Here is a 26,603-nt window from a genome sequence, read left to right as displayed (position 1 = left end):
ATGGTGGAAGAAGATATATGCCATATGTTTTTACATAACAAGGTATTACCATGCCGTCAGTCGTACTTAAAAGTGACTTGCAGTAGAGGTACGCATTAAAATTATGAATAGTTTTGTGGAAATAGAGATTGATAAATTAGAAATTTGTTTAGTTCCTTAGAGTAATGTATGAGCATTGCGTATTGTCTGATGCTCTAAAATTGTTCTAAGACCTTATATAGAAAGTAAGAGAATATGGGTAAAAAAGTAGCAATTATTGGAGCAGGTGTTTCTGGCTTGAGTGCTGGAATACATGCATTGCAGGCCGGATATTCAGTAGAAATATACGAAAAAAACAAAATGCCCGGTGGTGAGTGTGTAGGGTGGAATAGGCAAGGATATCATATAGATAACTGCATTCATTTTCTTGTTGGATGCAATAAGGATGAACAATTATATAAAATGTGGGAAAATCTAGGAGTTCTTTCTGATAGTTTGGAGATTTATCGTGAGCCATATTTTTATTGTATGGAAATGGACGGGGTAACACTACATTTGTGGAGAAATTTAGAGAAAGCAAGAAAAGAGTTTTTAGAACTTGCTCCGGAAGATACCAAAGAATTAAATTTGTTTTTTGACTGTGCTAAAAGCTTAGAGTGTATAAAGCCGCCATGTGATATTTCAATTGCTCATATGAACCTAATACAATTTATTAAACTAGGAATGAGTATGAAAGATGCTAATAAGGCTATAAAGGAATATGGAAAACAGTCTATGGAAGACTTTACAAATCGTTTTACAAATCATTACATTAGAGCGATTTTTAAAAATTACTTTAATAGCAACTTCATTGCCCTCTCCTTTGTTGCATCGTATGCTTTTTATACAAGTAATACAGCAGCTATTCCGGAGGGAGGTTCTGTTGGCTTGGTTAGTAGAATGCTTGCAAAATTTGAATCTTTGGGTGGAAAACTACATTTAGGTGTTAATATTGAAAAAATAAATATTGCAGATAAGCAGGTTGTTAATATTATTGGTAATAATGGAAAGGTTATCAACTCAGATAACTATATTTGGTGTGCAGATCCACATTCTCTTTTCTATGACTTAATTGATGAAGGATATTTGGATAAAAATCTTAGGTACATGTATGAGAATCCGGAGGGTTATGTTTCTAATACAGGTTATCAGGTTGCATTTGGAATAGTTGCTGAAGCGGATTTGAAATTACCTAAAGGAAGCATTATTTTTCCTTGTGACGAATATGATGTTGCAGGAGAAACACACAATTTTTGCGGAATGCGTGTTTATGATTATGATGAAACACTATTTCCTATGGGAAAGAGAGTTATTCAGTGTAATGTTTTACAAAATGCTGAAAATTATACTTACTGGTTTGGGCTAAAAGATAATAAAGAGAAATATAATCAAGAAAAACAGCGAATTGCAGAAGAATTGAGATTAAGGGTTGAAAAAAAGTTCCCTCAGCTTGAGGGTAAACTCATCGTGCTTGGAACGTATTCTCCAGTTACATTCACAACTTGGTGTAATGCCTACAAAGGGGGATATATGAGCTTTAATCCACAGAAAGGTTATAAAAGTAAGTATGTTAAGAGCATTATCAAAGGTATAAACAATTTATACCTTGCAAGTCAATGGATTCAAACCGGTGGAGGACTCCCTATAGCTGCAGCAAGTGGAAAGTTTGCCATAGATAATATGAAATCTCATAGATAAATCACGGGTTATCTAAATCATTGAATGGTATAAAAACAAGGCACATAACTTTAAGACTTAAAATCTTTCAGATATGTGCTTTTTCTGTGCTTATTTATATCGAAAGAAACTTTTGCTCTGATACCACCTCTGTAGAACTTTACATTATTTTATTCAAAGGGAATACAATCTTTTCATACTGTCTGGATAGTTCACTTTCCAATACTTCTTTTGTAATTTCTTTATTCTTATAGTTTGATTTCATTTCCTTACAATTGTCAAGTATTTCGTAAAAAAATAGATGTAACTATTGACATTACATCTGCATAGTGATAATATAAGTTCACAAGATGAAATAATAAAGGTTACATCAATGCAATAAATCAAATTCAGGAGGAAATTATCATGACAAACAAAGAGAAAGCATTGGCACTTATTAGCACATTTGCATCTGGAGATACAATGAAGGCAAGGGAACTTCTTGCAGAGGGTTACATTCAGCATAATCTTGCTTATGGAACAGGAAGAGATGCTTTTGTAGGAGCAGTTGAATATCTTGCATCGGCACCGGTTAAAACAACTGTTAATAATGTTCGTGCATTTGAAGATGGCGATAAGGTGTTTCTACAAACGGTATATAATTTTGCAGGAGCAGGAGAGCAGGTAGCGTTTGATATTTTCAGATTTGACTCAGAAGGAAAGATTGCAGAACACTGGGACAATCTGGCTACAAAAACTGAACCTAATCCGTCAGGACATACACAGATTGACGGCAACTTAGAGAAGAAAGATGTGGATAAGGAAGATACAAGAAAGGTTGTAGAGGGATTTGTAGGAGATATCCTTCGTGGAGAAAATCCTGATAGGCTTACTTCATACTTTGATGGAGATAATTATATTCAGCACAATACAGCAATTGCTGACGGACTTTCAGGGCTTGGTGCTGCACTTGAAGCTTTGGCAAAACAGGGAATACAGATGATATATAATAAGACTTATTTTGTATTGGCTGATGGAGATTATGCACTTGCAGTAAGCGAAGGAACATTTGGGGGTGTGGCAACATCCTTCTATGATTTGTTCCGTGTGGAAAATGGGAAAATTGCAGAACACTGGGATGCTATGGAAACCATAGCTGACAAAAAGACCTGGAAAAATCAGAATGGAAAGTTCTAATGTAAATTTTGATATTACAATATAACGTAGCAAGGGGTACAGGAAAATTATGATGGAAGCGAAGAATTATTTGAAATATATAGTAGATGAAATTCATACAGTCATAGTTGCTACTGTAGATAGCGAAGGTCTTCCAGTTACAGCGGCTATTGATATGATAGATGCAGATGATTCAAGTTTATATTTTTTGACCGCAAAAGGTAAGAACTTATATGATAGATTATCGGACAGGAAAATTCTTGCATTTACAGCGATGAAAGGTGAGGATACAATGTCACGAGTGGCGGTATCTGTAAGAGGGAAGGTTAGAGAGCTTGGATATGAAAAAATCCCTGAGTTATTTGAAAAGAATCAATATATGTATCAAATATATCCAACTGCTGAATCAAGAAAAGCCCTGACAGTATTTCAAATTTATGAAGGTACAGGAGAATGGTTTGACTTATCTAAAAAGCCTATAGAGAGAGCAAATTTTTCTTTTGGAGCTAAAAAAGATGAAATGAAAGGCTATTTTATTACGGATGATTGTATCGGATGTGGTAAGTGTGTGGAAGTTTGTCCACAAAATTGCATTAACCAAGAGACCATACCCTATGTAATTGAGAATAAGCATTGTCTGCATTGTGGTAACTGCTTAACGGTTTGTCCGGTTGGTGCAGTGGATAGAGTGTAAAAGTGGAGAAAAATATAGAATTTGTATTTGAAGGAGAATATTTGACATACTAAAATTGGGTCTGTAGGAATCATTCAAATAATGGGTTCTTTGTCAAGTGTTGGGGTGGGTTGATTTTTTAGCCCACTTTTTATATGTGGTTTGAGTGTTAATTTAAAGTTTTGGAGGCAGTTTAAATGGATGGTAAAGTTAAAGAGTTTTGAAGAGTTTTTCTACAGGCCCGGACTAAAAGATGGACTGAATATGAAAAGTACAGTAAAATCTATATTAGACATGTTATCGGGAAATATTCGTGGAGGGTAACTAAAGTATGAAGAATGAAATTGTATTATTTACAGATGGTGATATTAATATAGAAGTTCAAATCAATCCTGAACTGGATACCGTTTGGCTGACACAAAAACAAATGGAAGTATTGTTTGATGTTAAACACGCTACAGTAAGTGAACATATTTCAAATATTATTGCTTCAGGAGAACTGGATGAGACTTCTGTCGGTTTTTCCGACAAAAGTACAGGGGGAAGAAAACCTAAAATTTATAATTTAGATATGATTTTATCTGTCGGATATCGAGTTAATTCAAAAAGAGGTATAGCTTTCAGAAAATGGGCAAATAATGTTCTTAAACAGTATATTTTGAAAGGCTATGCAATCAATGAAAAGCGTCTTCAGGCGCTTAAAAAAACAGTTGATATTCAGTCAAGGATGATTGCAGATGCACTCAATATAGAGGAAAAAGATGTGCTCAGAGCTGTGAATGAATATACGGATGCATTGATTCTTTTGGATCAATATGACCATCAGGCATTAAGTAAGCCGGAGGGAAGTACTCCGGTATACCGCATAACCTATGAAGATTGTGTTAAGATGGTTTGTCAGATGAAAGATTCTTTTGAAACAGATGTATTTGGTGTAGAAAAAGAGTCCGGCAAGGTAGAAGGAATTATTGCAGCTGTTTATCAGAGTGTATTTGGGCAGGATGCGTATCAATCTTTGGAAGAGAAAGCGGCGAATCTATTGTATTTTATGATAAAAGATCATCCATACGTAGATGGCTGTAAAAGAATTGCCGCATCATTGTTCTTGGAATTTTTAGACAAGAACAATGCCTTGTTCGTGGATGGAGAGAAGAGACTCAGTGATGGAACTTTAGTGGCAACCACATTGATGATTGCTGAATCAAAACCGGAAGAAAAAGATGTGATGGTAAAAATGGTAATGAATCTGTTGAATTTATAGTGGTATTGTATCTTTTTTTATATTACAGGAGAAATCATGTAACAAGTGGGGAATGGTCCGAATTCATTCCTCATTTTTTTGTGTAGAAAATACATAGATTATTATCTTGATTGAAATACCCGGGAAATGTTTTGTAGAGAGGAATGGAGGTCAAAATATATCTCAAAAGATCCATAAAATTTTTGCCGGTTATAATTTAGTTATTTTTATCGGCTATAACAATACCATCAAAATGATGGAGGTTAATCAAATGAGTATTATATTGGAAACGAAAGGACTGACAAAAAAATATAAAAATGGGATTGCACTGGATAATGTTTCAATTAAAGTGGAAAAAGGTACGGTATATGGTCTGTTAGGTCCTAACGGTGCCGGGAAATCGACATTATTGAAAATCATCACAAGAGCGATTCCAAAAAGCTCAGGCGAAGTGATGTTTGAAAATCATCTGTTAGCTGCAGGTGATGTAAAGAAGATTGGGGCGATTATTGAACATCCTGCTATTTATCCAAATTTAACGGCTTATGAAAATTTAGAGGTTATTACTACTTTGCTAAATATTGACAGAAAGAAAATTGACGAAGTACTTAGCGTGGTTTCATTGACGAATACCGGTAAAAAGTTGGCAAAAGAGTTCTCCTTAGGTATGAAACAAAGACTGGGTATTGCAATGGCACTGATTAACAGCCCGTTATTATTAATTCTTGACGAACCTACAAACGGGTTAGACCCTGTGGGAATACAAGAACTAAGAGAACTGATAAAAATGCTTTCAAGTCATGGTATCACAATCATATTATCAAGTCATATTTTGAGTGAAGTAGGGCAGATTGCGGATAAAATCGGTATCCTAAATAAAGGACGTTTAAGTTATGAAGGTCTAAATACAGATTCGTCTAAGTTGGAAGATTTATTTATGGAAATTATCAGAAAGGATGTGATGAATGATGATTGAGATGCTGAAAGCGGAATGGATTAAGGAAAAAAGAGCTGCCAATTCTACACTAAAATATATAGTACCTGTTATTTTTGTACTATTTAATCTTTTTATGGTCAGTATTATGGGGCAAAGTCCTGTAGGAAGAAGTTATTTAATGGCTACAGCATTTAATTGGTATCCTGTTCTGATTTTACCTGTTGTGTTAAGTCTGCTTGTAGTTAATATTTCCTGTAAAGAGAAAGAAGAGCATATTGCCTTGTTGCAAAGATTGAATATACTCTCGGAAAAGATGTTAATTGCTAAGAACGGAATAGTTATTTTTGAATTATTTACTGTTTTGATATTGTCATCGACAGGAATTTATTTAATAGGTGGATTTTTATTACATGAGGAGATTAGTCTTAAAATCATGATAGCAGCTACCTGTTGTTTATTTATTGGAAGTTTGCCGATAGTTGCTTTATCTTTTTTTATTTACAAATTATTTCATAAAAGGTTTTTAGTGATTTTAATTAATTTTATATTTACCTTTCCGTCGGCAATTATTGCTGTAACCTCGTATTGGAAATTTTTCCCTTGGGATTATAATTTACGTATACTATGTCCGATTATTGAGGTTCATCCGAATGGTACCTTTTTAGAAAAATCATCGCCTTTAACATCTATGAATGCAGTGTATGTCGGATTAGTGTTAAGTGTCATGGTGTACATCATAATAACAGCTATAAATATAGTGATGGAAAGAGGAAAAGGTCATGCTTAATATTTTAAAGTCTTACCTGTTGAGAATCAAAAGAACACCGGCCGGAATGGTAATTATCTTGTGCCCGTTAATTTTTACCGGTATTTTTATTGTATATCGTTTAAGTGCAACAGGTTTAAAAGGAGTAGAGCTTGCCTACTTTTTTGGAGCATATACGATTTTAGCAGGCTTTTCTGTCAGCTTCTTTATTCCCATGTTATATGAAAGCGATAAAAAAGCCGGGAACTATGCCAATGATTTAAGAATAGGAATTTGTCGAAAAAAATTGTTTTTTGCAAGATTTATCTTTATCTTTATTTTATTAATGGCTATTGAAGGAATAGCAATCTTACCGTCTATATTGTTTTTACACTTTTATGGAATCAATATTCAAACATTGGATTTGGCAGTTTATGCTATGATCGGGTCTGTGGGATTGATTAGCATGGTACCTGTTTATCAATTTTTAAGTTTAAAATTCAATTATACAGGCTCTATTTTGGCAGGCGTTATTTTCACCTTGGCTGCCATTCTTTTAGGTACAACGGATTTGGGAAGCGGTATATGGTATTACTTCCCGTTTGTGTATCCGATAAAACTTATATATGGATATGTCAGTGGATCTTTTAATGTGGATACTGTTATTTTTTACCTTTTTATATCTTTGTTGCTCTCATTTGTAAGTGTGGGAATATTTTCATTTTGGTATAATAGGTGGGACGGAATAAGTGAAATGGAGGAATAAAGTGTATGAATCTTCTTATAATAGATGATGACAAAGATTTGCTGAAATTATTAAAGCTGACATTTGAGAAAGAATATAATGTTGTTATTTGCGATTCGGCACTGAAAATCCGGCCAAGCGATTTATATAAATATGACTTGATTATTCTTGATATAATGATGGAAGAAATGTCGGGGTTTGAATTTTTGAATAAATACAGAAATATGATAGATATTCCTATTATTTTACTTACAGCGAAAGATTTTGAAAAAGATAAAGTCGAAGGATTTGCATTAGGAGCAGATGATTATGTGACAAAACCGTTTTCTCTTGCTGAAATTAGAGCAAGGGTAGCAGCACATATCAGAAGAGAAAATAGAGAAAAACATTCAAAACTTACAGATTATCCGATATCTTGTGATTTGCTTTCGAAAAAAATTTATTTTGATAATGAAGAGATAAGCTTTACAAATAGCGAATATGAAATTTGTGAGTTCTTATTAAAAAATAAAAATCAAGTATTTTCAAAAGAAAAAATTTATACGGAAATTTATGGTTATGATAAGGAAGGTGACAGTTCTACAACGATTACCGAAGGAATCAAATTAATAAGAAGTAAATTTGAGCCATATTGTATAAATCCTATAAAAACAGTTTGGGGAGTTGGTTATCAGTGGGAAATAAAAAAAGTTTAAGATATTTAATCAGCAAATATGCAATTATGGAGTTAGTATATACTTTATTTATCATTGTGCTGTTTTATGTAGGATTAAATGTATTATTAAATACCGGAGTAGTATACCCTGCCAATTATGCTGATATTCAGTCGGAAAAAGTGGAAGCAGGTTTTAAAACAAAAGATTGGACACCGGCTGAAATACCATATTATTATGATTTTTTATATTTGAAAGACGGGAAAATAATAGAAAATACCATTGATAAAAAATATGATGATTTAGTACAGGAAGCCATAAAAAACGGAAAGGCAACAAGCGATGAGGTTATAGGCTCAAATATTTTTAAAGCTTATACTATAGGAAATAGACAACTGGTAATAAGATACAGAGTTAATGCTATATTTGCCAGTGAAAAGCTTTATAGACTCTTTGAAAATTTCGAGTGGGGGTATATTGTTTTTATACTGACGATTTGGTTTTTGGGATTTGCTTTGCTTCTAATTCGCTCATCAAATATATTAAAAAGGGAAATTCATAAGATTGCAATGGCGAATGATAACATCAGTCAGATGGATTTGGATTATGAGAGGGAGCATTCTAAGTATAAAGAAATAGACGGAGTACTGGTTTCGATTGATGTATTGGCTGAAAATCTAAAAAAATCTCTTGGTGAGCAATGGGATATGCAAATTAAGCAAAAAGAGTTGGTGGAACAACTTACCCACGACATAAGAACACCGATAACACTGATTAAAGGAAATTTAGAATTATTAAAAGAAGAGAATCCCGGTTTATCTTCTGATAGATTTGCAGATATTTCAAACGGTATTGACAGACTGGAAAAGTATATTGAAAAATTAAAAAAATTTTCTTATACGATGGAAGGGAAAAAAGATGTTGTAAGTAATGAAGTGATTTTATATTGGACTGAGATAATGTCCGGCATATGTAGGTTAAACGGTTTGAATTTAGAGGTAATAAAAAGTGACTGCAGTAATATTAAGCTGGATAAAGAGGAAATAGCTGCAGCTCTGCAAAATATAGTTACTAACGCGGTTGAATATTCTAAAAAAGGTTCTAAAATAACGGTAGAATTTAAAGATGAACCTGAAGAATTTATTTTGACAGTCAGAGATGAAGGAACAGGTTTTGATAAAGACTTATTACCTTTACTTACAGAAAAATTTATTTCCGGCAAAGTAAAGGATAAGTCTTATAAACATGGATTAGGCTTATGGGTAGTGAAGAATATTGTCTCGGCAAATAACGGCAACTTGTATTTGAAAAATTATACAGGAGTAAATGCAGGGGCTGAGGTTAAAATGGTATTTAATAAATGATTGAAGAATAATAACGGTTAAGGATACCCTTTTCCAATCAGAGTAAGGAGGCTAAATGAACGAATTTAATAAGTACAAATTATTAAGTGAAGGGAAAGCATTTGGAGACAGAGCTAAAATTGCTTTAGTATTACTTGATAGCAACACAGCTTATGAAGAGCTGAAAGTGGAAGGTGCACAAACTTCAGTTCCGGGAAGTTATAGCTGTGTCGGAGGAGATCCGGCTGCAATACTTGAAATGATAACGATAGAATTGATATGCCGCAATCCTCGTGATACCTGGTATTTGCCCGACAATGTAAAATTTTGGGACAGGAGATTTGGCAGTTTGTTTGAAACAAAGTTCTTTTGTTATGATGACGATGTGGAAACCTGGAGCAAAATACTGAATAAATACTTTATAAAGCTGCAGTGGATGCCTAAAAGAGCAGATTACAGTTCAACAAAAAGCTATAATAATGCCTGGGGATATTTTGCAGAGCTTTTAGCGGTTGTAAAAGAAAATAATCATCCTGAATTTAATAGTTATTATGAGATTGCTACCGGGAAAGGTATGAGTGAATCAGTATTTGAAAGAAAACTAAAAGAGCTGGTTGAATTAAAACAGTCATTTGAAAAGGATTAAATGTTATCATTTAATTAAGCCGACAGAGTTTAAATTCTGCCGGCTTTTTGAAAATTTTACTCAATTTCTTCTGAGGCTCTAAGCCCCAATATAAATTCTTCAAAGTTATCTGCAAGTTCAATTATCTCGAAATCATCTTCTTGTATACATATTGATACCTTCGGTTCTCCGTCTTTGCCACAATCTCTGTAGTCTAAATATATCATTTCATGTCCGCCTGAGATTGTATCGGCAATAATAACACCTACATTTCTTGGATATTCCCATTCATCATACCAAAACTCGTTTCCGAATTTTCCAAATAAGGAATCTTCTCTTTCTTCCGATATACTGTAGAATTCCTCTACATCAACACGGTACCTATTCTTTTCATCAAACCAAACATTTTTATTGGGCTTACCACCGTTTTGTGTTTTCATAAGCTCTATATATGACTTCGGTAACTTAACGCCCAGTTTTTTTCAGCTTCTTGTACCATCTCATCTGTTAAATTCTCTCCGGTACAGACTTTATTTATATACTCACTTTCCTTCCAAAAACTTTTGAAGTCAATATTATCAAACATTGTTGATTCCCCACTTTTTCCAAACTTGAATTAACTTATCAACTTATATTATAATCATGTTTAGCAATTAAAGTAAATATTAATAAAGGTAAATCCTACCTGGGGGAGGTTTTAATGAGTGAAAATGGACTTATGGATTTGAAACGACAAATGATAAAGCTGATTGAACATTTAGGCAATGAAAATATTATTACAGGTGTAAGTGCAAAGGATTTAGGCAGTCAAACATTTGACGAGTCGGTTATTTTATTAAGAGATATGCTTAAAGAAGAATACCCGAAGACAAAGTTGAAAAGAATTATGAAAAGCGTTCATTATGCAAACGGTTTTAGTGATTTGGATTTAAAACAAAGTGCATTTATACTTGATGAAATTGAACAGTATCTTTGTATAAATAAATTTCTTAATCATGATAAGTCGGTTAAATACTTCAATAAGCGTATATTATCAAACGAGTTTGAAATAAATCCACAAAATATGGTTTTGGTTATGATAGAAAGCTTGCTTTGCAGTAAGAGTTAAGTTGTAGTTTTATAATATTATTGGAGAATTGAAAATGGGAATAATAGCAAATTATCAATATTTAAGTGACAGAAACTTAAAAGAGATGAAGCTCTTTTATAATGAAGCAGTTGATGATATTGAATATGATAAAGACGGTAGTGATGATATAGAAATACATCTGGGTATGTATAAGATGTGGGATGCGCTTCACTTCGTGCTCACAGGGGTGAGTAAGGATGAGGCTATGGAAAATAATCATCTTAGTGAGGCTGTTTTTGGGGTGAATTCTATTAAAAACTCAGTGGAGTATATAGCTTATACACAAAAGTCGAAGGTTAAGGATATAGTACTTGCACTTGAGGATTTTGATATAGATAAAGCTTTGGAGAATTTAAGTATGAGCAGGCTTAAAGAAACAAATATATATCCGAATATCTGGGATTATGAAGAAGATGCTGATAAAATAAGAGAAGAATTAAGGACAGATTTCCAAAGACTAAGAGATTTTTATAAGAAAATACTTGAAGTAAATGGAAATGTAGTGATTATTATTTGCTAGTATAATGGAAGGTGGAGACCGGAAATTCAAAAAGTCTTCAATTGTTTGGAAATAGTGTGGGAATGATAAAACAGTATTTATCAGAAAATAAGTATAAAGTTATAAGAACTTAGGAGAATATATGTATTTAGGTAATCGAAAGTTTTTGAAGGATTCTTTGGAAGTGGCACATGAATATCTTAAAACTGCCATGCAGGATGAAAAATCTGCGGTTATACTTGAGAGCAGGGAGCTTTATAATCAGGCTGCGTACTTTTATGTGCAGGCTATGGAAAAACAAATTAAAGCGCAAATTGCTCAGATTGTGGATGTGACAAATGCTTATTATAAGGAAATGATAAAAAAGACTATCGGACATTCACTTGATAAGTCAATTGAGATATTGGTGCAGATATACAGCAAAGGCAATGCTATGGTTGAGGACAGGCTGAGAGAACAGCTGCTTACAAAGGTTCTAAAGGATATCAAGTTTTCGGCACTTCACAATAAAACCAGATATCCGGATTTTGATGAGAATAAGAAAAAGTATGCTGTAATAGAGATGGGCAAAATAGATTGTGTAGAGCTTGCAAAAATGCTCAAAGCACTTAAGCAATATTTAACGGACTTGGAAAGATATACTGACTTATAGGAATGGAATGATTATGGTTGGCAAAAATATGTGTGATTATTGTTCTAATATCAAAAAGATAGAATACTTTTCCTCACCTAAACTATATGAAGAAACCATAGAGTATATTAAAGATCTGGTTGAAAACAGGGGTTTTATAGTAGTTGAGGGAAGTTGCAAATTAGGAGAACATAAAAAAGACGGACATTGGATTGATGATATTATTTACCATATTATAAAATGTCCGAAATGCGGGAAGAGATTTACCTGCATTGTAAATACTTATAGAGGTGGCGGGTCTTTTGAATAACTTTCGCTTTGTAATAAATATATTCGTTATTTAACATAGAGAAGGAGCTTTTATGATTGAGTATACTAGTGGAAATATTTTTGATAGTGGTGCAGATTGCCTAATAAATGTGGTAAACTGTGAAGGGGTTATGGGAAAAGGAATTGCGTATCAGTTTAAGTTGAAATTTCCTGAAAATAACAAGTCGTATATTAAAGCATGTAAGTCAAGTGAACTGACCATTGGAAAAGTACATTATTTTACTGAGAATGGAATTACTATTGTAAATTTACCTACTAAAAACAAATGGCGTGAAAAATCAAAGATAGAGTATATTAAAACAGCAATGGATTATTTTGTCGATATATTGCCAAAACTGGAAGTAAAAAAGATTGCGATTCCACCTTTAGGATGTGGCAATGGGGGTCTTAATTGGGAAGATGTTAAAAAGATAATAGAATGTAAACTGGAAAATATTTCAGATAAGTATAATTTTATAATCTTTGAGCCGGCATTTTCAAGTAAGTCCGTAATTATGAAAAAACCTAAAGTGAATATTGCAAGTCTGATTTTACTTGATATTAGATTGAACTTAAAGAGATTTAATAATATAAGGCTACATAAGACCTGTTACTTTCTTAACTTCTTCCTTAAAGAAGAGTATTTTAAATTTGATAAATGGAAGTCAGGACCATATTCAAGTGTAATTGACACTGTTGCAAAAGATATAAAAGAATATCAAAAATACTATGGAATAGATGATGCAGGAACAACTTTTGATGAGGTATACAAAGTGATCTGCTCTGAGAGAGTAAGCAATGAATTTGACAGGTTACATACAGCAGTACAAAAGTCAGCTGAGTATGTCAATGTTATACAGACAGACAAAAAATTGGATTGTATTACATTGATTTTATATTTAATACAAACAGGTTGTTTGCAAAATGGTGAACAGCTAATAGAAAACCTTAAATGTAAATTGGAAGACAAGGTGAATAAATTTTCGGATAAATATATTTTTGAATGTATTGAGTATCTGGAAAGTACATCAATTATATCAAAAGATATAAATGGAAATTATTTTATTGGGGATTAAAATAACGGAGAAATCAATGAGTTTTTTATTTGTGGCACTTGGCGGAGCTATAGGGGCAATGGCGAGATATGCGATAAGTCTTATACCGGTTAAAACAGGATTTCCGATACTTACATTTATTACAAATATAGCAGGTGCAATATTGATCGGTTTTATTGTCGGGTTTACAAGTAACAAAGACAATATATCGGGTAATACCGTGCTGTTTTGGAAGACGGGTGTATGTGGCGGATTCACTACATTTTCAACATTTTCGCTTGAAGCGTTTAACTTGCTTGATAATAAGCAATTCATATTAGGCGGATTATATATTGTACTAAGTGTTACATGCTGTATATTAGGCATATTATGTGGAAAGAAGCTGGCAACAGTGGTAAAGTTATAAGCAGTACAGAACAAGAAAAGTTATAGAAACAAGTTGAAGTCAAAGTAAGGAAGGATATTATGAAGAATAAAAAAGCTTTATATATATTGTATCTGATTTTATTACACAGTATTTGTATACTTTTTAGCATCACCAAGTTAGTATTTGTAAAATGGGGAGTATGGCTAGTTAATACACACTTTTTAGCATCTTCTTTCTCCGTATATATTGCAATGATAATCGTAATATTTCCTTTTTTATCTGTTTTGCCATACTATTTTCAAAATAATTTCCCAAATGTGTCCACAAGAAAGAAGCTGGTTCTTGCTGCTTTACTTATAGGGAATTACTTATTGATATTAGCATATACTTCAATTATTCATATGACCTGTTTATAATTATTAAAACAGATAAGTGTACATATAGGCTTTTATTAAATGTACATTATATTAGAACATGATATAATTATAAAAGGTCGGATGCTGTGGTAAAATTATAAATTATGTTGAGAACCTATTTAACAAAAAGGAGAATAAAAAATGCTACTTGATGCAGAAAGATATGCAAGTGTCATAGAATACGGTAAGGATGCAGTAACTAAAATTAACGAAGGAAATATTAAAGAGGGATTTGAAAGTGCAGATAAAGGCTGGAGTGCCTTCCCGGAGTCGGGGGCCAAGTGGAATCAAGGCTATGGGTATGCTAAATCTTTCTTTAATAAAGCTATTGAAAATAATGATTTGGTAAATGCCAAAATATGGCTTGAAAGAATGATGGAGAATAATGATAACCTACATAATTTTGATGAAGAATTGGAGCATATGAAGGGAAAGTATGCATATGAAAGCGGTGAGCTCGATAAGGCCTTTGAAATATGGCAAAAAATTGTAAAGATAAAGGCGGTAAGTTACAGATACTTTGAATATGACGATCCTAAGTATAAGGAATTTTACAAGTCAAGAAAATAAAGAATAAAGCACATAGCCTTGAGAAACTCTAATCTATGTGCTTTTTAATTTTATGAGAATCTGCCTTTAGCCATCTCATAGGTCTCATCTGCAAGAGACATTGTAGATTTTCTATGTGAAACCAGTACAATAGTCTTTCCTGCGCTTTCCTCTGAGAGTGACTTTAAGATAATACCTTCATTCAGTACATCAAGATTGCTGGTAGGCTCATCGAGAAGCAGGAAGTCACCATCATGCAAGAAGGCTCTGGCAAGTCCTACTCGCTGCTTCTCACCGTCAGAGAGTGAATCACCAAGCTCACCGACATTGGTGTCATAACCATTTGGAAGGCCTGATATAAAATCATGTATACTTGCTTTCTTAGCAGCATTTTGAATCTCTTCAAGAGTTGCATTTTGCTTTGCAACTCTTATATTATCTGCAATAGTTCCCTGAAACATTACAGTTTCCTGAGTTACATAGCCTGTTATTTCACGAAGATTCTCAGTATTAACATCCTTTATATTCTTCCCTGAAATATGAACTTCACCTGTTTTTACATCCCAGAATCTCATCAGCAGTTTTAATAGTGTAGATTTACCGGAACCGCTCACACCATGTATTCCAAGCACCTGACCTTTCTTTATATCAAGAGAAACATTATAAAGTATAGTTTCATCTCCATAGGAGAAGTTTACACACTCAACATCAGCACCTTCAAATACAGTATTTTCTTTACCGGATACTTCTTCAACTACCGGATCTTCCTCAAGCAGCGAAAGTACACGCTCACCACAGGCAAGAGTCTGATTGAGATTGTTTGATAAAGAAGACAGTGCAACAGTAGGTCCGAATGAACTCATCATAGCCAGGGTAGCAATCAGCATCTGAGAAAAAGTTATACTCTCATTTTTATAAAGCATCAACATAGAAAAGAACATTACCCATGAGAAAAGTTGAATAACAATATTTGTAGCTGCTCTTTGAGAACCCTCGAAAAAGCTGAGCTTTTTTTGATTATCAGACAGTTCTAAAGACTTTGAGTCCATCTCATTTAAGCGTATTTCGCCCTGATTATACTGTAATATTTCGTCAACACCATACATACTGTTTATGACAAAGTTATTCAGTTCACCTACATTATTTCTAAATTTCATTCCGGCATCTGCACTGCGACTACCGTTCCAAAGAGGAAGAGCAATTCCTACAGTCATGTATGCAAGTAATGAAATAATACCGGCAATAAGATGTTGTGACCATATAAATATAACCATTATAAGAGATGTGATAAAAGCAATGGCTATAGGTGATATGGTATGTGCAAAGAATACTTCTAAAAGTTCGATATCACTTGTGATAATGGCGATAAGATTTCCCTTTTCTTTACCCTCAAGTTTTGCAGGGCAGAGCTTTCTAAGTACTGCAAAAACCTTGTGTCTTATAATTGCAAGTATTCTGAATGCGATATAGTGATTACAGTACTGTTCACCATAGTGAAGAATACCTCTTGCAACAGCCATTACGATAAGGGAAATAAATATTGTTCCTGAAAGATTCGGAGCGGAAGTAAAGCCGTTATTTAACAGAGTATAAAGTCCATACAGTATACCGTAGCCACCTGTAATAGTAAGAAAGATGGCACATAAAAAACCGATGACTCCAAGAAAAATTCCAAGTAACATAACACCTGTCAAGGGCTTTACCAAAACAATCAGACTTCTCATAATAGAAAGCCCTGATCTTCTTGTGGTTTGTTTCATTATTGTGCCACCTCCTTTCTTTTTGAGAAATTCTCAAGATTCATCTGATCTGTAAAGAGTTTTTCATAAGCACCTTTGTTATTCATAAGTTCAAAGTGAAGCCCTGATTCTACGATACTTCCGTTCTTAAGCATAAATATCTCATCACTGTTAACTACATTTGCAAGTCTGTGTGATATAAGAATTATGGTTTTTGTCTTCGATAATTCATGTATTACATTCATTATTATCTCTTCACTTCCGGCATCAACATTTGAAGTGGCCTCATCAAAGATATATACCGGTGTATTATGAAGAAGAGCTCTTGCAAGTGAGAGTCTTTGCTTTTGCCCTCCCGAGAGATTGCTTGCATTTGAGGTCAGTTTTGTATCAAGTCCGTATTGAGAATTGATAAAGTCAAGAAGGTTGACCTTCTCCAGTGCCTCATTCATTTCTTTTTCTGTAGCATTTGGATTGCCCATCAAAAGATTTTCTCTTACAGTACCTGCAAATATCCAACTGCGATGCCCTACCAAAGTAAAATTAGAGAGTATTGTTTCGCATGTAAGTTCACTATGCTCGTCATTATTTATCTTCAGGCTTCCTCTGTATTTAGGATTTTTACCCATAAGTATGCCTGCTATAGTGGATTTACCGGAGCCTGAGACACCTACTATTGAAACAAAGGACTTTGGTGCAATAGTCATATCTATTCCATTTAATATGGTCTTACTTGAGTCATATGAGAAAGAAAGATTCTCAAGTGATATTTTTATCTCTTTATCATTTATCTCTTTACTACCTCTTTGTTGCTCAGGGAGATCAAGGAATGCAAATATACGATCACTTGCTTTCATTCCGTTCATACCTATATGGAAAAAACTTCCTAAAATTCGCATTGGAAGGAAAAATTCTGCCGCAAGGAATAAGATCATCAGCATTCCAAAAAGAGAAATCTCAGCTTTATAAAACTGTGAAAGGGCACTGATAATTCCTACAGCCGCACCGCCATATGCCACTATATCCATAACAGAGGTACTGTTAAGCTGCATCATCAAAACTTTCATTGTTATTTTTCTAAATTGTTCCGACTCTCTATCCATATCATCTGCAGCAGCTTTATCAGCCTGATATATCTTAAGCGTTGTCATACCTTGCAGCTTTTCAAGGAAGCTGTCACCAAGACCGTAATATATGTCAAAATAATGGCTGAGCAGCTTTTTAGCTACTACCATTACAAGCATTATAACTATAGGTATCAGTGGAACTGCTACAAGAAGAATAAGAGCAGATTTCATGCTGATTCTCATTACAACTATAAATAGAGTAAGCGGAGCAAGTAAGGAGTAGAAAAACTGACTCAAATATCTGCTAAAATATACTTCAAGCTGTTCCACACCCTCACCTGCCATTTGTACGATTTCAGAGGTATGTACCTGTTCTCTGTAAGCAGGACCCAAGCGAAGTACCTTTTCATAGATACGGTTACGCAAGATTCTCTTTACATTTGCACCTGCATGAAAACTTGCTTTGGTGTAGAGTTTGTCACATACCGCTCTTATTAAAACACCTGCAATGACGACAATAACAACTCTTGGAATATGTGATTCAAAGGCTGTATCTAAGAAAACTTCTTGAATAAGCCCGGTAATGTTTATTGCAATGATTATTTGCATAATAAGAGATATCCATTGCCAAAGAACCTGGTAAAGGATATACTTTCCGGATCCCTTCAAAAGACGAATAAGTCTCATTTTAATCATAAACTAAAGACCTCCATATTATTTTGTAATATCAATAAATATAGTATGTTTGGAACACCTAACTTCATGCTATATTTTTAATTTAGCTGTTAAAGATGTAAGAGCATGCTGTATACACATGATTGGGTGGTAAAACATGATACGCGGTCCTGAATAACGCATTACCTCCTTGATTTTTACTCGCATATCAGGAGAATAACAGTGAACTTTACAATTACTGCAAAAACTTTTACTTTCCATAAATGGACAATGCTCAATTCTTGAGCGTGCATAGTCCATAAGCTTCTGACAATCTTTACATAGACCGGTATTATGGCTATGCTTCCCACGACAGTATATTTCTATCATCCGAGTTACGGCCTGTAATTCATCCAGCCTTTTCTTTTCTGCTTTTTCTGAATTCATATAATTTATCCTTTCAATATAGGAAAATGAAAGATTAAATAATAAACGTAGATTATGTATATATAAATATAGCATGATTTAAGGTGTTTTTCTATGATAAAAGGTTAGGGATGCCTAAAAAATTGACATAAAACTAAATATAGTTAATATTGAGAAGATAAAATCAATATGTAGTACTTGGATTTTTTTAAATTTAATGTATAATAGTATCTAACAGAGTTGCCCAGTCATTGCATTGGGGACCAGGTCGAGATTCTTATCTCGACCTTTTTACAATTTAGGAGATAATATAATGGAATTGAAGCGTCCTCTGACAATTGATGAACAGTTGAGTAAATTAGAGATGCATGGCATAGAAATAGATAATGAATCAGATGCTAAACATATTTTAGAACAAGTAAGTTATTATCGTATTACAGGATATACATTACAGTTTAGAAAAAATCCATCAAGCAGTGATCTTGTTTCAAAACATAAATTATCAGAAATTTACAGTTTATACACGTTTGATGCTATGCTAAGAACCTTGCTAAGGAAATATCTGGAAATAAATGAGGTGTACTATAAGACACATATCTCTAATATATTTTCTTTGGAAAAGTGTAAAGAATTTCCTCATGATCAACACTACGATGTAAATAATTATTTCAATAAAGATGGATTTAATAGGATAATTGAAAAATTTGAAAAGGAAGAAAAATATTATAATGATAGTTTGATTGTAAACCATCATAAGCAAAATTATAATGGGAAAATGCCGTTATGGGCTATGTTTGAACTTATGTCTTTTTCAAGTGTTTCTATGTTATATAGTGCAATGTTTAAAAGCTCACAAGATAAGATAGCAGTTCGGATTGGCATAGGAAGTAAGACATTGGCTAATCATTTACACTGTATGTCAGTACTTAGAAATAAATGTTCACATGCAGCTAGGCTGATTAATACAAGATATAATCCACCGGCAAAGTTATCAGGAAATTTTTTACGAGACAATCCAAGTGTAAATAATGATTCTTTATTTGCGTATATTATGGTTTTGAAGTATAGATTACCATCAGTCGAGTTAAGAACTGAATTAAAAAATGAACTAATAAAACTTATTGAAAGATTTAACGATATTTTAGACCTATCATTAATAGGTTTTCCAACAAATTACGAGAGTATACTATAGTTTTATTAAATTACATACATTTAATGTATTGAACTTGAAAGGAATATATAAATGTTTTCAAAAATAAAAAAAAGAGGCTTAAATACAGGTGATTTAAAGTTAATTGCTATTGTGGCAATGACAATAGATCACTTGACATGGCTGCTTTTTCCGGGACTTCAAAGAGTATGGTTTGTATGTGCACTTCATATAATAGGACGACTTACCGCTCCAATTATGTGGTTTTTTATAGCGGAGGGATCATATTATACTAAGGACTCTGTAAAATATATAAAGAGATTATTTTTATTTGCGGTAATATCGCATTTTGCATACAGCTTTGCCTTTGGACTGAGTCCTTTGCCGTTTAAAAGCGGAATATTTAATCAGACAAGTGTTATATGGTCACTTGCAATAGGGGCAACGCTTATATTTGCAGTGCAAAAACATAAATTACCTACTTTTGTAACTGTAGCCCTTATAATACTTGCAAATCTGCTTTCATTTCCTGCTGATTGGTCATGTATTGCGGTTATGGTTCCATTTTTCTTGTATATGCATAGAGGGGATTTTAAAAAGCAGGCAGTGGATTATATTATTTTTGCCATAGTATATGCGGCAGTATATTTTATATTTATAGACAGAGTTTACGCAGTGCTACAGCTGTGTATATGTTTGTGCCTACCGCTTTTAAAAATGTATAATGGTGAGGTCGGAAGCAATAAGAGTATGAAATGGTTGTTTTATATATACTATCCGGCACATTTATTTTTGATAGGTTTTATCAGAATATTATTATATGGAAATATAAATATTTTATTTTAAATAAGGGGGACATATGGTAAAAGGTTGGAAAGATAAGCTTGAAAATCATGTAAATCTAAATGAGAATATCTTTGTTGATATGAAAGTCAAAGGCAATGCAGAGTATGACTTTTGCTGTTTTGGAGTGGATGAAAACGGAAAACTTTCAGATGACAGATATATGATTTTCTATAACCAAAAGGTGAGCCCAAAAGGTGAGGTAAGTGTTGAGGATATAGCTGATGGAGTAAGGTATACTCTAAATCTGTCAACAATTCCCGATTTTATCAAAAGGTTGGTATTTACTGTAAGTATTGACGGTGACAAGACTATGGGAGAGATGAATGCTCTTGAGACTAAAGTATATCAATCCGAAGCTAAAGATATAGAGATGACACTTGGAGGTAATGATTTCTCCAAGGAAAAGGCGGTTATTGTTATGGAAATATACCGCAAAGATGTTTGGAGAATAGGTTGCGTGGCAAGTGGATTTGACGGCGGACTGTCTGCACTTTTGAAATACTTCGGTGGGGAAGAAGTAAGTGAGCCGGTACAGGAGCCTGTTGTTGAGAAAACTGTAAAAGTATCTCTTGAAAAGAAAATGGAGAAAGCACCTGAGCTTGTAAGCCTTGTAAAACCCTTGGTATTTGAGCTAAAGAAAAAGAATTTGGAGTCTACAGTTGCAAGAGTTGGACTTGTTTTAGATATCTCAGGGTCTATGGTACCGAGATTTAAGAACGGTACAGTGCAGTCTATTGTAAATAAGACATTGCCTTTGGCGGTACAGTTTGACGATGACGGGGAACTTGACTTTTGGTTTTACGGAACTACAGCGAGGAAGATGAACAGCGTTAATTTAAAAAACTACACGTCGGCAGTTCCCGAAGATTGGAAACACCTGATGCTGGATCTTGGCGGAAGAAATAATGAGCCTATTGTAATGAGGATGGTAGTGGATGAATATAAGGATACCAAGATTCCTGCCTATGTACTTTTTATTACAGACGGAGGTGTAAACCAAAAAAGAGAAATACAAAATATCATCACAGAGGCCTCACATTTGCCGATTTTTTGGCAGTTTGTGGGTGTAGGCGGTAAGAATTACGGTATACTTGAAAAACTGGATACCATGACCGGAAGATATGTGGATAATGCAGGAATTTTTGCATTGGACGATTTTAAAAAGGTATCAAATGAAGAACTCTATGCCAGGTTATTGGAAGAATTTCCGTCATGGCTTGAGGAAATAAAGAGAAAAGGAATGATTTAGATTTATGCTATAATGTAGCTCAAATATAGGTATTTTCTGCATTTAGTTAAGGAGGTAGCGGATGTACTATACAATAACATTAAATCCGGCAATAGATATGCTTACCAAGGTTGAAAATTTTGAACTTGGTAAGTTAAACAGAACCGGAGAATCGGATTATGTTGTAGGTGGAAAGGGTATAAATATTTCACTTTTGCTTAAAAATATCGGTAAAGAAAGTAAGACATTGGGCTTTATAGCAGGATTTACAGGATATTTTATAAAAAATGAATTAAAAAAACAGGGAATAGAATCTGATTTCGTTGAAACAAAGGGATTTACAAGAATTAATATCAAATTGACCACAGATACCGAGACTGAAATTAACTCTCAAAGCAGTAAGGTAAGTGCAGAAAATATAAAAGAGTTTTTTAATACCCTTGAAGGATTAAACAGCGAGGATACCGTTTTTTTATCAGGTAATATTATACCGGGTATGGAAAGTGATGATTTTGTAAAAATAGCTGAGAAGGTAAGGCAAAAGGCGGCAAAGCTTGTTGTTGACAGCAATAAGGATATGGTCCTTAATACTTTAAAATGCAAACCTTTTATTGTAAAGCCTAATGAATTTGAACTGGGAGAAATGTTTGGAGTTGAGTTAAGCTCCATTGAAGATATAAAAAAGTATGCCGGAAAACTTCAGGAAATGGGTGCACAAAATGTACTGGTTTCAAGAGGAAGTAAGGGTGCAATACTTTTCACATCTACAGGTGAAGTTCTTGGTGCAAATATTGCAAAGGGTAAGGTTGTCTCAACCATAGCTGCAGGTGACAGTATGCTTGCAATGTTTGTAGCAAAGTATGATGAGACCAAAGACTTTAGACTCAGTTTGCAGTATGCATCAGCGGCAGGCGGCGCTACTTCATTTTCTGCAGGAGTAGGTAAAAAAGAATTAATAGAAGAACTTTTAGTTCAAATAAAGGTTGAAGAGGTCCTATAATTTTAGGAGGTAAAATGAATTTAACACAACTTATTCAATTTGACTTGATTCAGTTCGGCTTTATGGCAAAAGATAAAAAAGATGCCTTGAATAAGCTTACTGATATGTTGGTAGAAGAAGGCATAATCGGAAATAAAGATGAGTTTTATAAGGCTCTTTTGGGAAGAGAAGAACTTTCAACTACCGGAGTAGGTGACGGAATAGCAATACCTCATGCCAAGGCAAGTTGCTTTGAAAAGGCTATGATAATATATGCTAAAAGTGATGAGGGAGTTGAATGGGAAAGTTTTGACGCTCAGCCGGCAAAGCATATATTTATGATTTGTGCTCCTGCAAACGGTGCTGATGAGCATTTAAAGGCACTGGCTACACTTTCCACCGCACTTATGAATCCGGAGGTTAAAGGTAAGCTTGACAATGCTACCACAAAGGAAGAGGTAAAGACAATCTTTGAGGACTTTGTGAAGTCAACCGAGGAGGTAAAAGAGAAGCCTAAGGAAGAAAGCGGCAGTGAAGACAAGAAGTACATTATTGCCGTTACAGCATGTCCTACAGGTATTGCCCATACATTTATGGCTGCAGAGAAGATAAAAGAAGCGGCAAAGGAGATGGGACTTGATGTCAAGGTTGAAACCAACGGTCAAATCGGTGTAGAAAATAAACTTACTAAAGATGATATTGAAAGAGCTGTAGGTATTATCATTGCGGCTGATAAGAAGGTTGAAATCGCAAGGTTTGACGGACATCCGACTTTATTTACCAAGGTGGCAGACGGAATAAATAAGCCTAAGGAATTGATACAGACCGTTTTAGACGGAAACGCAGCTATATACCATCATAGCGGTGAAAAGAGCAGTAGCGAAAGCACAGAGGGTGAGAGCGTAGGACGTAAGATATATAAGTATCTTATGGAAGGTGTCAGCAATATGCTTCCATTTGTAGTGGCAGGCGGAATACTTATAGCTTTGTCATTCTTCTGGGGTATTAATGCTTTCAATCCTGAGGATCCAAGCTACAATAAATTTGCTGAACTTTTGTTTGTTCTGGGTAAGCTTGCATTCAGTATGATGCTACCTATATTGGCAGGTTTCATAGGAAGAAGTATTGCCGACAGACCGGGATTTATAGTCGGTATGGTAGGTGGAATTCTGGCAGATCCAAGTATACTCGGATTAAAGAGTGCGGCATGGCTTAATTACACACCTTCGGGATTTTTAGGTGCTTTGGTGGCCGGATTTTTGGCAGGCGGTATTATTATCGCACTTAGATATATATTCTCATGGATTCCACGTTCACTTGACGGAATAAAGCCGATATTTTTATTCCCTGTACTTGGATCATTCATAATGGGTGTTTTGATGCTCTTTGTAGTAAATGCTCCGATGGCATTTATTATGACATCTTTTAAGAACTTTATCGAAGCTTTGAGCGGTGGAGAAAAGGTTATCTTAGGATTTGTTGTAGGCTCCATGATGGCTATAGATATGGGAGGTCCGATAAATAAGGCTGCGTATGTTACGGCAACAGCGCTTGTTACAACATCCGGAACGGCAGGAAGTGATGTTATGGCTGCAAGTATGGTCGGAGGAATGATACCGCCACTTGCTATTGCACTTTCAGCTACGATTTATAAGAATCTTTGGCCTGAAACACAAAGAGGAAGTGCTCTTGTAAATTATGTAATGGGATTTGCATTTATAACAGAGGGAGCAATACCTTTTGCGGCAAGTAATCCGATAAGAGTAATACCGCCACTGTTTTTATCAAGTGGTGTGGCAGGTGCGCTCAGCATGATTTTTGATTGCAGATCAAGGGCTCCACATGGTGGAATGTTTGCGGTTTTGGTAGGTGCTGTGACAAATCCTGTAATGTATTTGCTTGCATTAGTTATAGGAACCGTAATGGGTGCATTCCTGTTGATATTTTCACTGAATCTTGGAAGAAAGAAAGAAAACTAGAAATTACAGGCTTATGGGTTTTACCATAGGCCTGTTTATGAATTAAGATATTTAAAATTGAATGGAGATAAGATGGAATTTAGAGCAATGAGAAGATTAAAACAGCAGCTGTCAAAAGAGGAGTGCTTTGAAATACTAAGGAGTGCACCAAGAGGAGTTATTGCTATGAACGGTGAGAACGGATATCCTTATGCTGTTACGATAAATCAATATTTTGATGAAACTGAAGGAAGAATATATTTTCACGGTGCACTGCAGGGGCTTAAGGTAGATCTTTTGGGAAAAGATAACAAGGTATGTTTTACAACTACAGATGAGGGCCATATATAAGAGGGAGACTGGGCAAATACATTCAAAAGTGTTGTATGTCTGGGTCATGTAGAAGAAGTGAGCGATAAGGAAAAGATATATGATCAGTTGAGAAGACTTGCTAAAAGATTTTATCCAAGCCCGGAATCCATTGAAAAGGAAATTGAAAGCGCAGGCAGCAGAGTGAAAATGTATGTAATTAGTATTGACCATATAACCGGTAAACTGGTGCATGAAAAGTAAAGAGGCTTTATATAGGTGGAATGAGCGGATAGATTAGTATATAATTGGGATATAAATAAATGGAGGTAGTATAGTGCCTTTTAAGATTATAAGAAATGATATAACGAAGGTAAAAGCGGATGCTATTGTTAATACAGTAAATCCTTACGGTTTTATAGGACGTGGAGTTGAGACCGCCATATATAATGCGGCAGGAAGCAAAGAGCTTTTAGAGGAGCGAAGAAAGCTTGGAAATTTATATCCCGGAGATGTCGGTATTACACCTGCATTCAATCTTGATGCCAAATACATTATTCATGTAAGCGGTCCTGTTTGGAAGGACGGAAGAAGTAACGAACTTTCTATACTTAGGCAATGCTATGATAAAGCGCTGCATATGGCAGTTGAAAATAATTGCAATTCCATAGCATTTCCTTTGCTTGCAACAGGTACATACAGATTCCCGGAAGAAATCGGTGTAGCTATAGCTGTAGAAGCCTTCACAGAATTTTTAAAAGAGTATGAAATAGAAATATTTCTTGTGGTTTTCGGAAGTGATGCGGTAAAAGTTTCGGGTACACTGGTTGATAAAGTTACAGAGTTTATAGATGATGATTATGTAGCGGCGGCAAATGCTACAGAGTATCTGTCGGTAGATGAAGATTACTACGCATATGAAGATGATTATTACGATGAAGATGATAAGGAATGTTTCGGTTACAAAGAGCCTCCATATCCGAGTCTGAAAGAATTTGAAACAGGAGTAGGAGAATCTCAACATGAGTATAGTACTTCATCTTTAAACATACCGGATTTCTTGAGAAAAAAGAAGGCTGAGAATGTTTCTGAATCACTGGAGGATCTATTAAAGAAGATATATACTGAATCTTTTGGAAAACATTTGCAGCAGCTGATAAACAAGAAGGGATTAAAAAACTCCGAAGTTTACGCAACTTCAAATATCTCAAAGCAGTATTTTTCAAAGCTTTTAAAGGGAAAGGTAAAGCCTTCAAAAGAGAAAGTACTGGCACTTGCAGTCGGACTTAGATTGAATATTGATGAGACTGTGGACTTTTTAAGAATTGCAGGATATGCACTTTCACCTATTTCACAGACCGACAAGGTGGTGGAATACTTTATAAAAAATAAAGATTACAATGTAATAAAAATAGACATTGTACTGTTTGACTTTGGATTGGAACCGCTTTCAAGTTAAATGCAAAAGGTCGCCTTGGGGT

The 26,603-nt window shown here is 34.4% G+C and carries 30 protein-coding genes; 25 read left to right on the top strand and 5 right to left on the bottom strand.

All coding sequences use genetic code 11. The annotated features are described in order from the left end of the window. Window positions 1-234 precede the first annotated feature (234 nt). The 10 genes from SBH76_RS07075 to SBH76_RS07030 all read left to right on the top strand — a co-directional run bounded on the left by SBH76_RS07075 (window position 235) and on the right by SBH76_RS07030 (window position 9,832). Window positions 235-1,716: a phytoene desaturase family protein gene (locus tag SBH76_RS07075; protein ID WP_317977296.1), complete on the top strand. Its 1,482-nt coding sequence runs from the start codon at window positions 235-237 to the stop codon at window positions 1,714-1,716. A gap of 384 nt (window positions 1,717-2,100) precedes the next feature. After that, entirely contained in the window at window positions 2,101-2,871 is a 771-nt protein-coding gene (locus tag SBH76_RS07070; protein WP_317977295.1) for a nuclear transport factor 2 family protein, read from the top strand. Between the two features lie 52 nt (window positions 2,872-2,923). Continuing rightward, window positions 2,924-3,544 (top strand): DUF362 domain-containing protein, encoded by a 621-nt coding sequence (locus SBH76_RS07065; RefSeq protein ID WP_317977326.1) that lies wholly within the window; start codon window positions 2,924-2,926, stop codon window positions 3,542-3,544. A gap of 310 nt (window positions 3,545-3,854) precedes the next feature. Beyond that, the gene (locus tag SBH76_RS07060) at window positions 3,855-4,784 is read left to right on the top strand and encodes a virulence RhuM family protein/type II toxin-antitoxin system death-on-curing family toxin (protein WP_317977294.1); all 930 of its coding nucleotides are present in this window, start codon (window positions 3,855-3,857) and stop codon (window positions 4,782-4,784) included. 250 nt (window positions 4,785-5,034) lie between these two features. Then, window positions 5,035-5,739, top strand: a complete 705-nt coding sequence (locus tag SBH76_RS07055) for a lantibiotic protection ABC transporter ATP-binding subunit (RefSeq protein ID WP_317977325.1) — start codon at window positions 5,035-5,037, stop codon at window positions 5,737-5,739. Continuing rightward, window positions 5,729-6,487 carry a lantibiotic immunity ABC transporter MutE/EpiE family permease subunit gene (locus SBH76_RS07050; protein ID WP_317977293.1) on the top strand — a complete coding sequence of 253 codons (759 nt, stop codon included), beginning with the start codon at window positions 5,729-5,731 and terminating at the stop codon, window positions 6,485-6,487. The genes SBH76_RS07055 and SBH76_RS07050 overlap by 11 nt, the downstream gene beginning before the upstream one ends. After that, window positions 6,480-7,211: an ABC-2 family transporter permease gene (locus SBH76_RS07045; RefSeq protein ID WP_317977292.1), complete on the top strand. Its 732-nt coding sequence runs from the start codon at window positions 6,480-6,482 to the stop codon at window positions 7,209-7,211. The genes SBH76_RS07050 and SBH76_RS07045 overlap by 8 nt, the downstream gene beginning before the upstream one ends. Window positions 7,212-7,216: 5 nt before the next feature. Continuing rightward, entirely contained in the window at window positions 7,217-7,885 is a 669-nt protein-coding gene (locus SBH76_RS07040; protein WP_317977291.1) for a response regulator transcription factor, read from the top strand. After that, the gene (locus tag SBH76_RS07035) at window positions 7,864-9,207 is read left to right on the top strand and encodes a sensor histidine kinase (protein ID WP_317977290.1); all 1,344 of its coding nucleotides are present in this window, start codon (window positions 7,864-7,866) and stop codon (window positions 9,205-9,207) included. The genes SBH76_RS07040 and SBH76_RS07035 overlap by 22 nt, the downstream gene beginning before the upstream one ends. Window positions 9,208-9,262: 55 nt before the next feature. Continuing rightward, a complete protein-coding gene (locus tag SBH76_RS07030) occupies window positions 9,263-9,832 on the top strand; it encodes a hypothetical protein (RefSeq protein ID WP_317977289.1) in 570 nt (189 codons plus the stop codon). A gap of 56 nt (window positions 9,833-9,888) precedes the next feature. On the opposite strand, the gene SBH76_RS07025 is transcribed toward SBH76_RS07030, so the two are convergent. Further along, window positions 9,889-10,251: an SMI1/KNR4 family protein gene (locus tag SBH76_RS07025; RefSeq protein WP_317977288.1), complete on the bottom strand. Its 363-nt coding sequence runs from the start codon at window positions 10,249-10,251 to the stop codon at window positions 9,889-9,891. 5 nt (window positions 10,252-10,256) lie between these two features. Then, window positions 10,257-10,397 (bottom strand): hypothetical protein, encoded by a 141-nt coding sequence (locus SBH76_RS07020; RefSeq protein WP_317977287.1) that lies wholly within the window; start codon window positions 10,395-10,397, stop codon window positions 10,257-10,259. 114 nt (window positions 10,398-10,511) lie between these two features. Here SBH76_RS07020 and SBH76_RS07015 point away from each other — a divergent pair, with 114 nt between their 5' ends. The 7 genes from SBH76_RS07015 to SBH76_RS06985 all read left to right on the top strand — a co-directional run bounded on the left by SBH76_RS07015 (window position 10,512) and on the right by SBH76_RS06985 (window position 14,787). Next, window positions 10,512-10,919, top strand: coding sequence for a hypothetical protein (locus SBH76_RS07015; RefSeq protein WP_317977286.1), 408 nt, complete (start codon window positions 10,512-10,514; stop codon window positions 10,917-10,919). 34 nt (window positions 10,920-10,953) lie between these two features. Further along, entirely contained in the window at window positions 10,954-11,460 is a 507-nt protein-coding gene (locus SBH76_RS07010; RefSeq protein WP_317977285.1) for a YfbM family protein, read from the top strand. Between the two features lie 121 nt (window positions 11,461-11,581). Continuing rightward, window positions 11,582-12,091, top strand: a complete 510-nt coding sequence (locus SBH76_RS07005; RefSeq protein ID WP_317977284.1) for a HEPN domain-containing protein — start codon at window positions 11,582-11,584, stop codon at window positions 12,089-12,091. A 13-nt stretch (window positions 12,092-12,104) separates the two neighbouring features. Further along, window positions 12,105-12,380, top strand: coding sequence for a hypothetical protein (locus SBH76_RS07000; RefSeq protein ID WP_330368668.1), 276 nt, complete (start codon window positions 12,105-12,107; stop codon window positions 12,378-12,380). A gap of 52 nt (window positions 12,381-12,432) precedes the next feature. Next, on the top strand, window positions 12,433-13,455 hold the full coding sequence (locus tag SBH76_RS06995) for a macro domain-containing protein (protein ID WP_317977283.1): 1,023 nt from the start codon (window positions 12,433-12,435) through the stop codon (window positions 13,453-13,455). A 16-nt stretch (window positions 13,456-13,471) separates the two neighbouring features. Further along, the gene (gene crcB / locus SBH76_RS06990; protein WP_317977282.1) at window positions 13,472-13,840 is read left to right on the top strand and encodes a fluoride efflux transporter CrcB; all 369 of its coding nucleotides are present in this window, start codon (window positions 13,472-13,474) and stop codon (window positions 13,838-13,840) included. A gap of 518 nt (window positions 13,841-14,358) precedes the next feature. Further along, window positions 14,359-14,787, top strand: a complete 429-nt coding sequence (locus tag SBH76_RS06985) for a hypothetical protein (protein ID WP_317977281.1) — start codon at window positions 14,359-14,361, stop codon at window positions 14,785-14,787. 50 nt (window positions 14,788-14,837) lie between these two features. On the opposite strand, the gene SBH76_RS06980 is transcribed toward SBH76_RS06985, so the two are convergent. The 3 genes from SBH76_RS06980 to SBH76_RS06970 all read right to left on the bottom strand — a co-directional run bounded on the left by SBH76_RS06980 (window position 14,838) and on the right by SBH76_RS06970 (window position 18,673). Beyond that, complete coding sequence (locus SBH76_RS06980) at window positions 14,838-16,526, bottom strand: amino acid ABC transporter ATP-binding/permease protein (RefSeq protein WP_317977280.1); 1,689 nt, start codon at window positions 16,524-16,526, stop codon at window positions 14,838-14,840. Beyond that, a complete protein-coding gene (locus SBH76_RS06975; protein ID WP_317977279.1) occupies window positions 16,526-18,268 on the bottom strand; it encodes an ABC transporter ATP-binding protein/permease in 1,743 nt (580 codons plus the stop codon). Before SBH76_RS06975 ends, SBH76_RS06980 begins: the two co-directional genes overlap by 1 nt. 69 nt (window positions 18,269-18,337) lie before the next feature. Then, window positions 18,338-18,673 carry a nitrous oxide-stimulated promoter family protein gene (locus SBH76_RS06970; RefSeq protein WP_317977278.1) on the bottom strand — a complete coding sequence of 112 codons (336 nt, stop codon included), beginning with the start codon at window positions 18,671-18,673 and terminating at the stop codon, window positions 18,338-18,340. Window positions 18,674-18,965: 292 nt separating this feature from the next. Here SBH76_RS06970 and SBH76_RS06965 point away from each other — a divergent pair, with 292 nt between their 5' ends. From SBH76_RS06965 to SBH76_RS06930, 8 genes are all read left to right on the top strand, one after another. Then, window positions 18,966-19,844, top strand: coding sequence for an Abi family protein (locus SBH76_RS06965; protein ID WP_317977277.1), 879 nt, complete (start codon window positions 18,966-18,968; stop codon window positions 19,842-19,844). A 51-nt stretch (window positions 19,845-19,895) separates the two neighbouring features. Continuing rightward, entirely contained in the window at window positions 19,896-20,648 is a 753-nt protein-coding gene (locus tag SBH76_RS06960) for a TraX family protein (RefSeq protein WP_317977276.1), read from the top strand. A gap of 13 nt (window positions 20,649-20,661) precedes the next feature. Further along, window positions 20,662-21,897, top strand: a complete 1,236-nt coding sequence (locus SBH76_RS06955; RefSeq protein ID WP_317977275.1) for a VWA domain-containing protein — start codon at window positions 20,662-20,664, stop codon at window positions 21,895-21,897. A gap of 61 nt (window positions 21,898-21,958) precedes the next feature. Further along, on the top strand, window positions 21,959-22,876 hold the full coding sequence (pfkB, locus tag SBH76_RS06950) for a 1-phosphofructokinase (RefSeq protein WP_317977274.1): 918 nt from the start codon (window positions 21,959-21,961) through the stop codon (window positions 22,874-22,876). A gap of 14 nt (window positions 22,877-22,890) precedes the next feature. After that, window positions 22,891-24,834 carry a PTS fructose transporter subunit IIABC gene (locus SBH76_RS06945; RefSeq protein ID WP_317977273.1) on the top strand — a complete coding sequence of 648 codons (1,944 nt, stop codon included), beginning with the start codon at window positions 22,891-22,893 and terminating at the stop codon, window positions 24,832-24,834. Window positions 24,835-24,906: 72 nt separating this feature from the next. Next, entirely contained in the window at window positions 24,907-25,164 is a 258-nt protein-coding gene (locus SBH76_RS06940) for a pyridoxamine 5'-phosphate oxidase family protein (protein ID WP_317977272.1), read from the top strand. A gap of 57 nt (window positions 25,165-25,221) precedes the next feature. Further along, window positions 25,222-25,386 (top strand): hypothetical protein, encoded by a 165-nt coding sequence (locus SBH76_RS06935; RefSeq protein WP_317977271.1) that lies wholly within the window; start codon window positions 25,222-25,224, stop codon window positions 25,384-25,386. 73 nt (window positions 25,387-25,459) lie between these two features. Beyond that, window positions 25,460-26,581 carry a macro domain-containing protein gene (locus SBH76_RS06930; RefSeq protein WP_317977270.1) on the top strand — a complete coding sequence of 374 codons (1,122 nt, stop codon included), beginning with the start codon at window positions 25,460-25,462 and terminating at the stop codon, window positions 26,579-26,581. The last annotated feature ends 22 nt before the right edge of the window (window positions 26,582-26,603 follow it).

Source organism: Lachnoanaerobaculum sanguinis (genome assembly GCF_033242365.1).
Taxonomy (GTDB): Bacteria; Bacillota; Clostridia; order Lachnospirales; family Lachnospiraceae; genus Lachnoanaerobaculum; species Lachnoanaerobaculum sanguinis.
The sequence above is the reverse complement of the archived record's forward strand: the minus strand, read 5'-3'. Positions and strand labels throughout refer to the sequence as shown.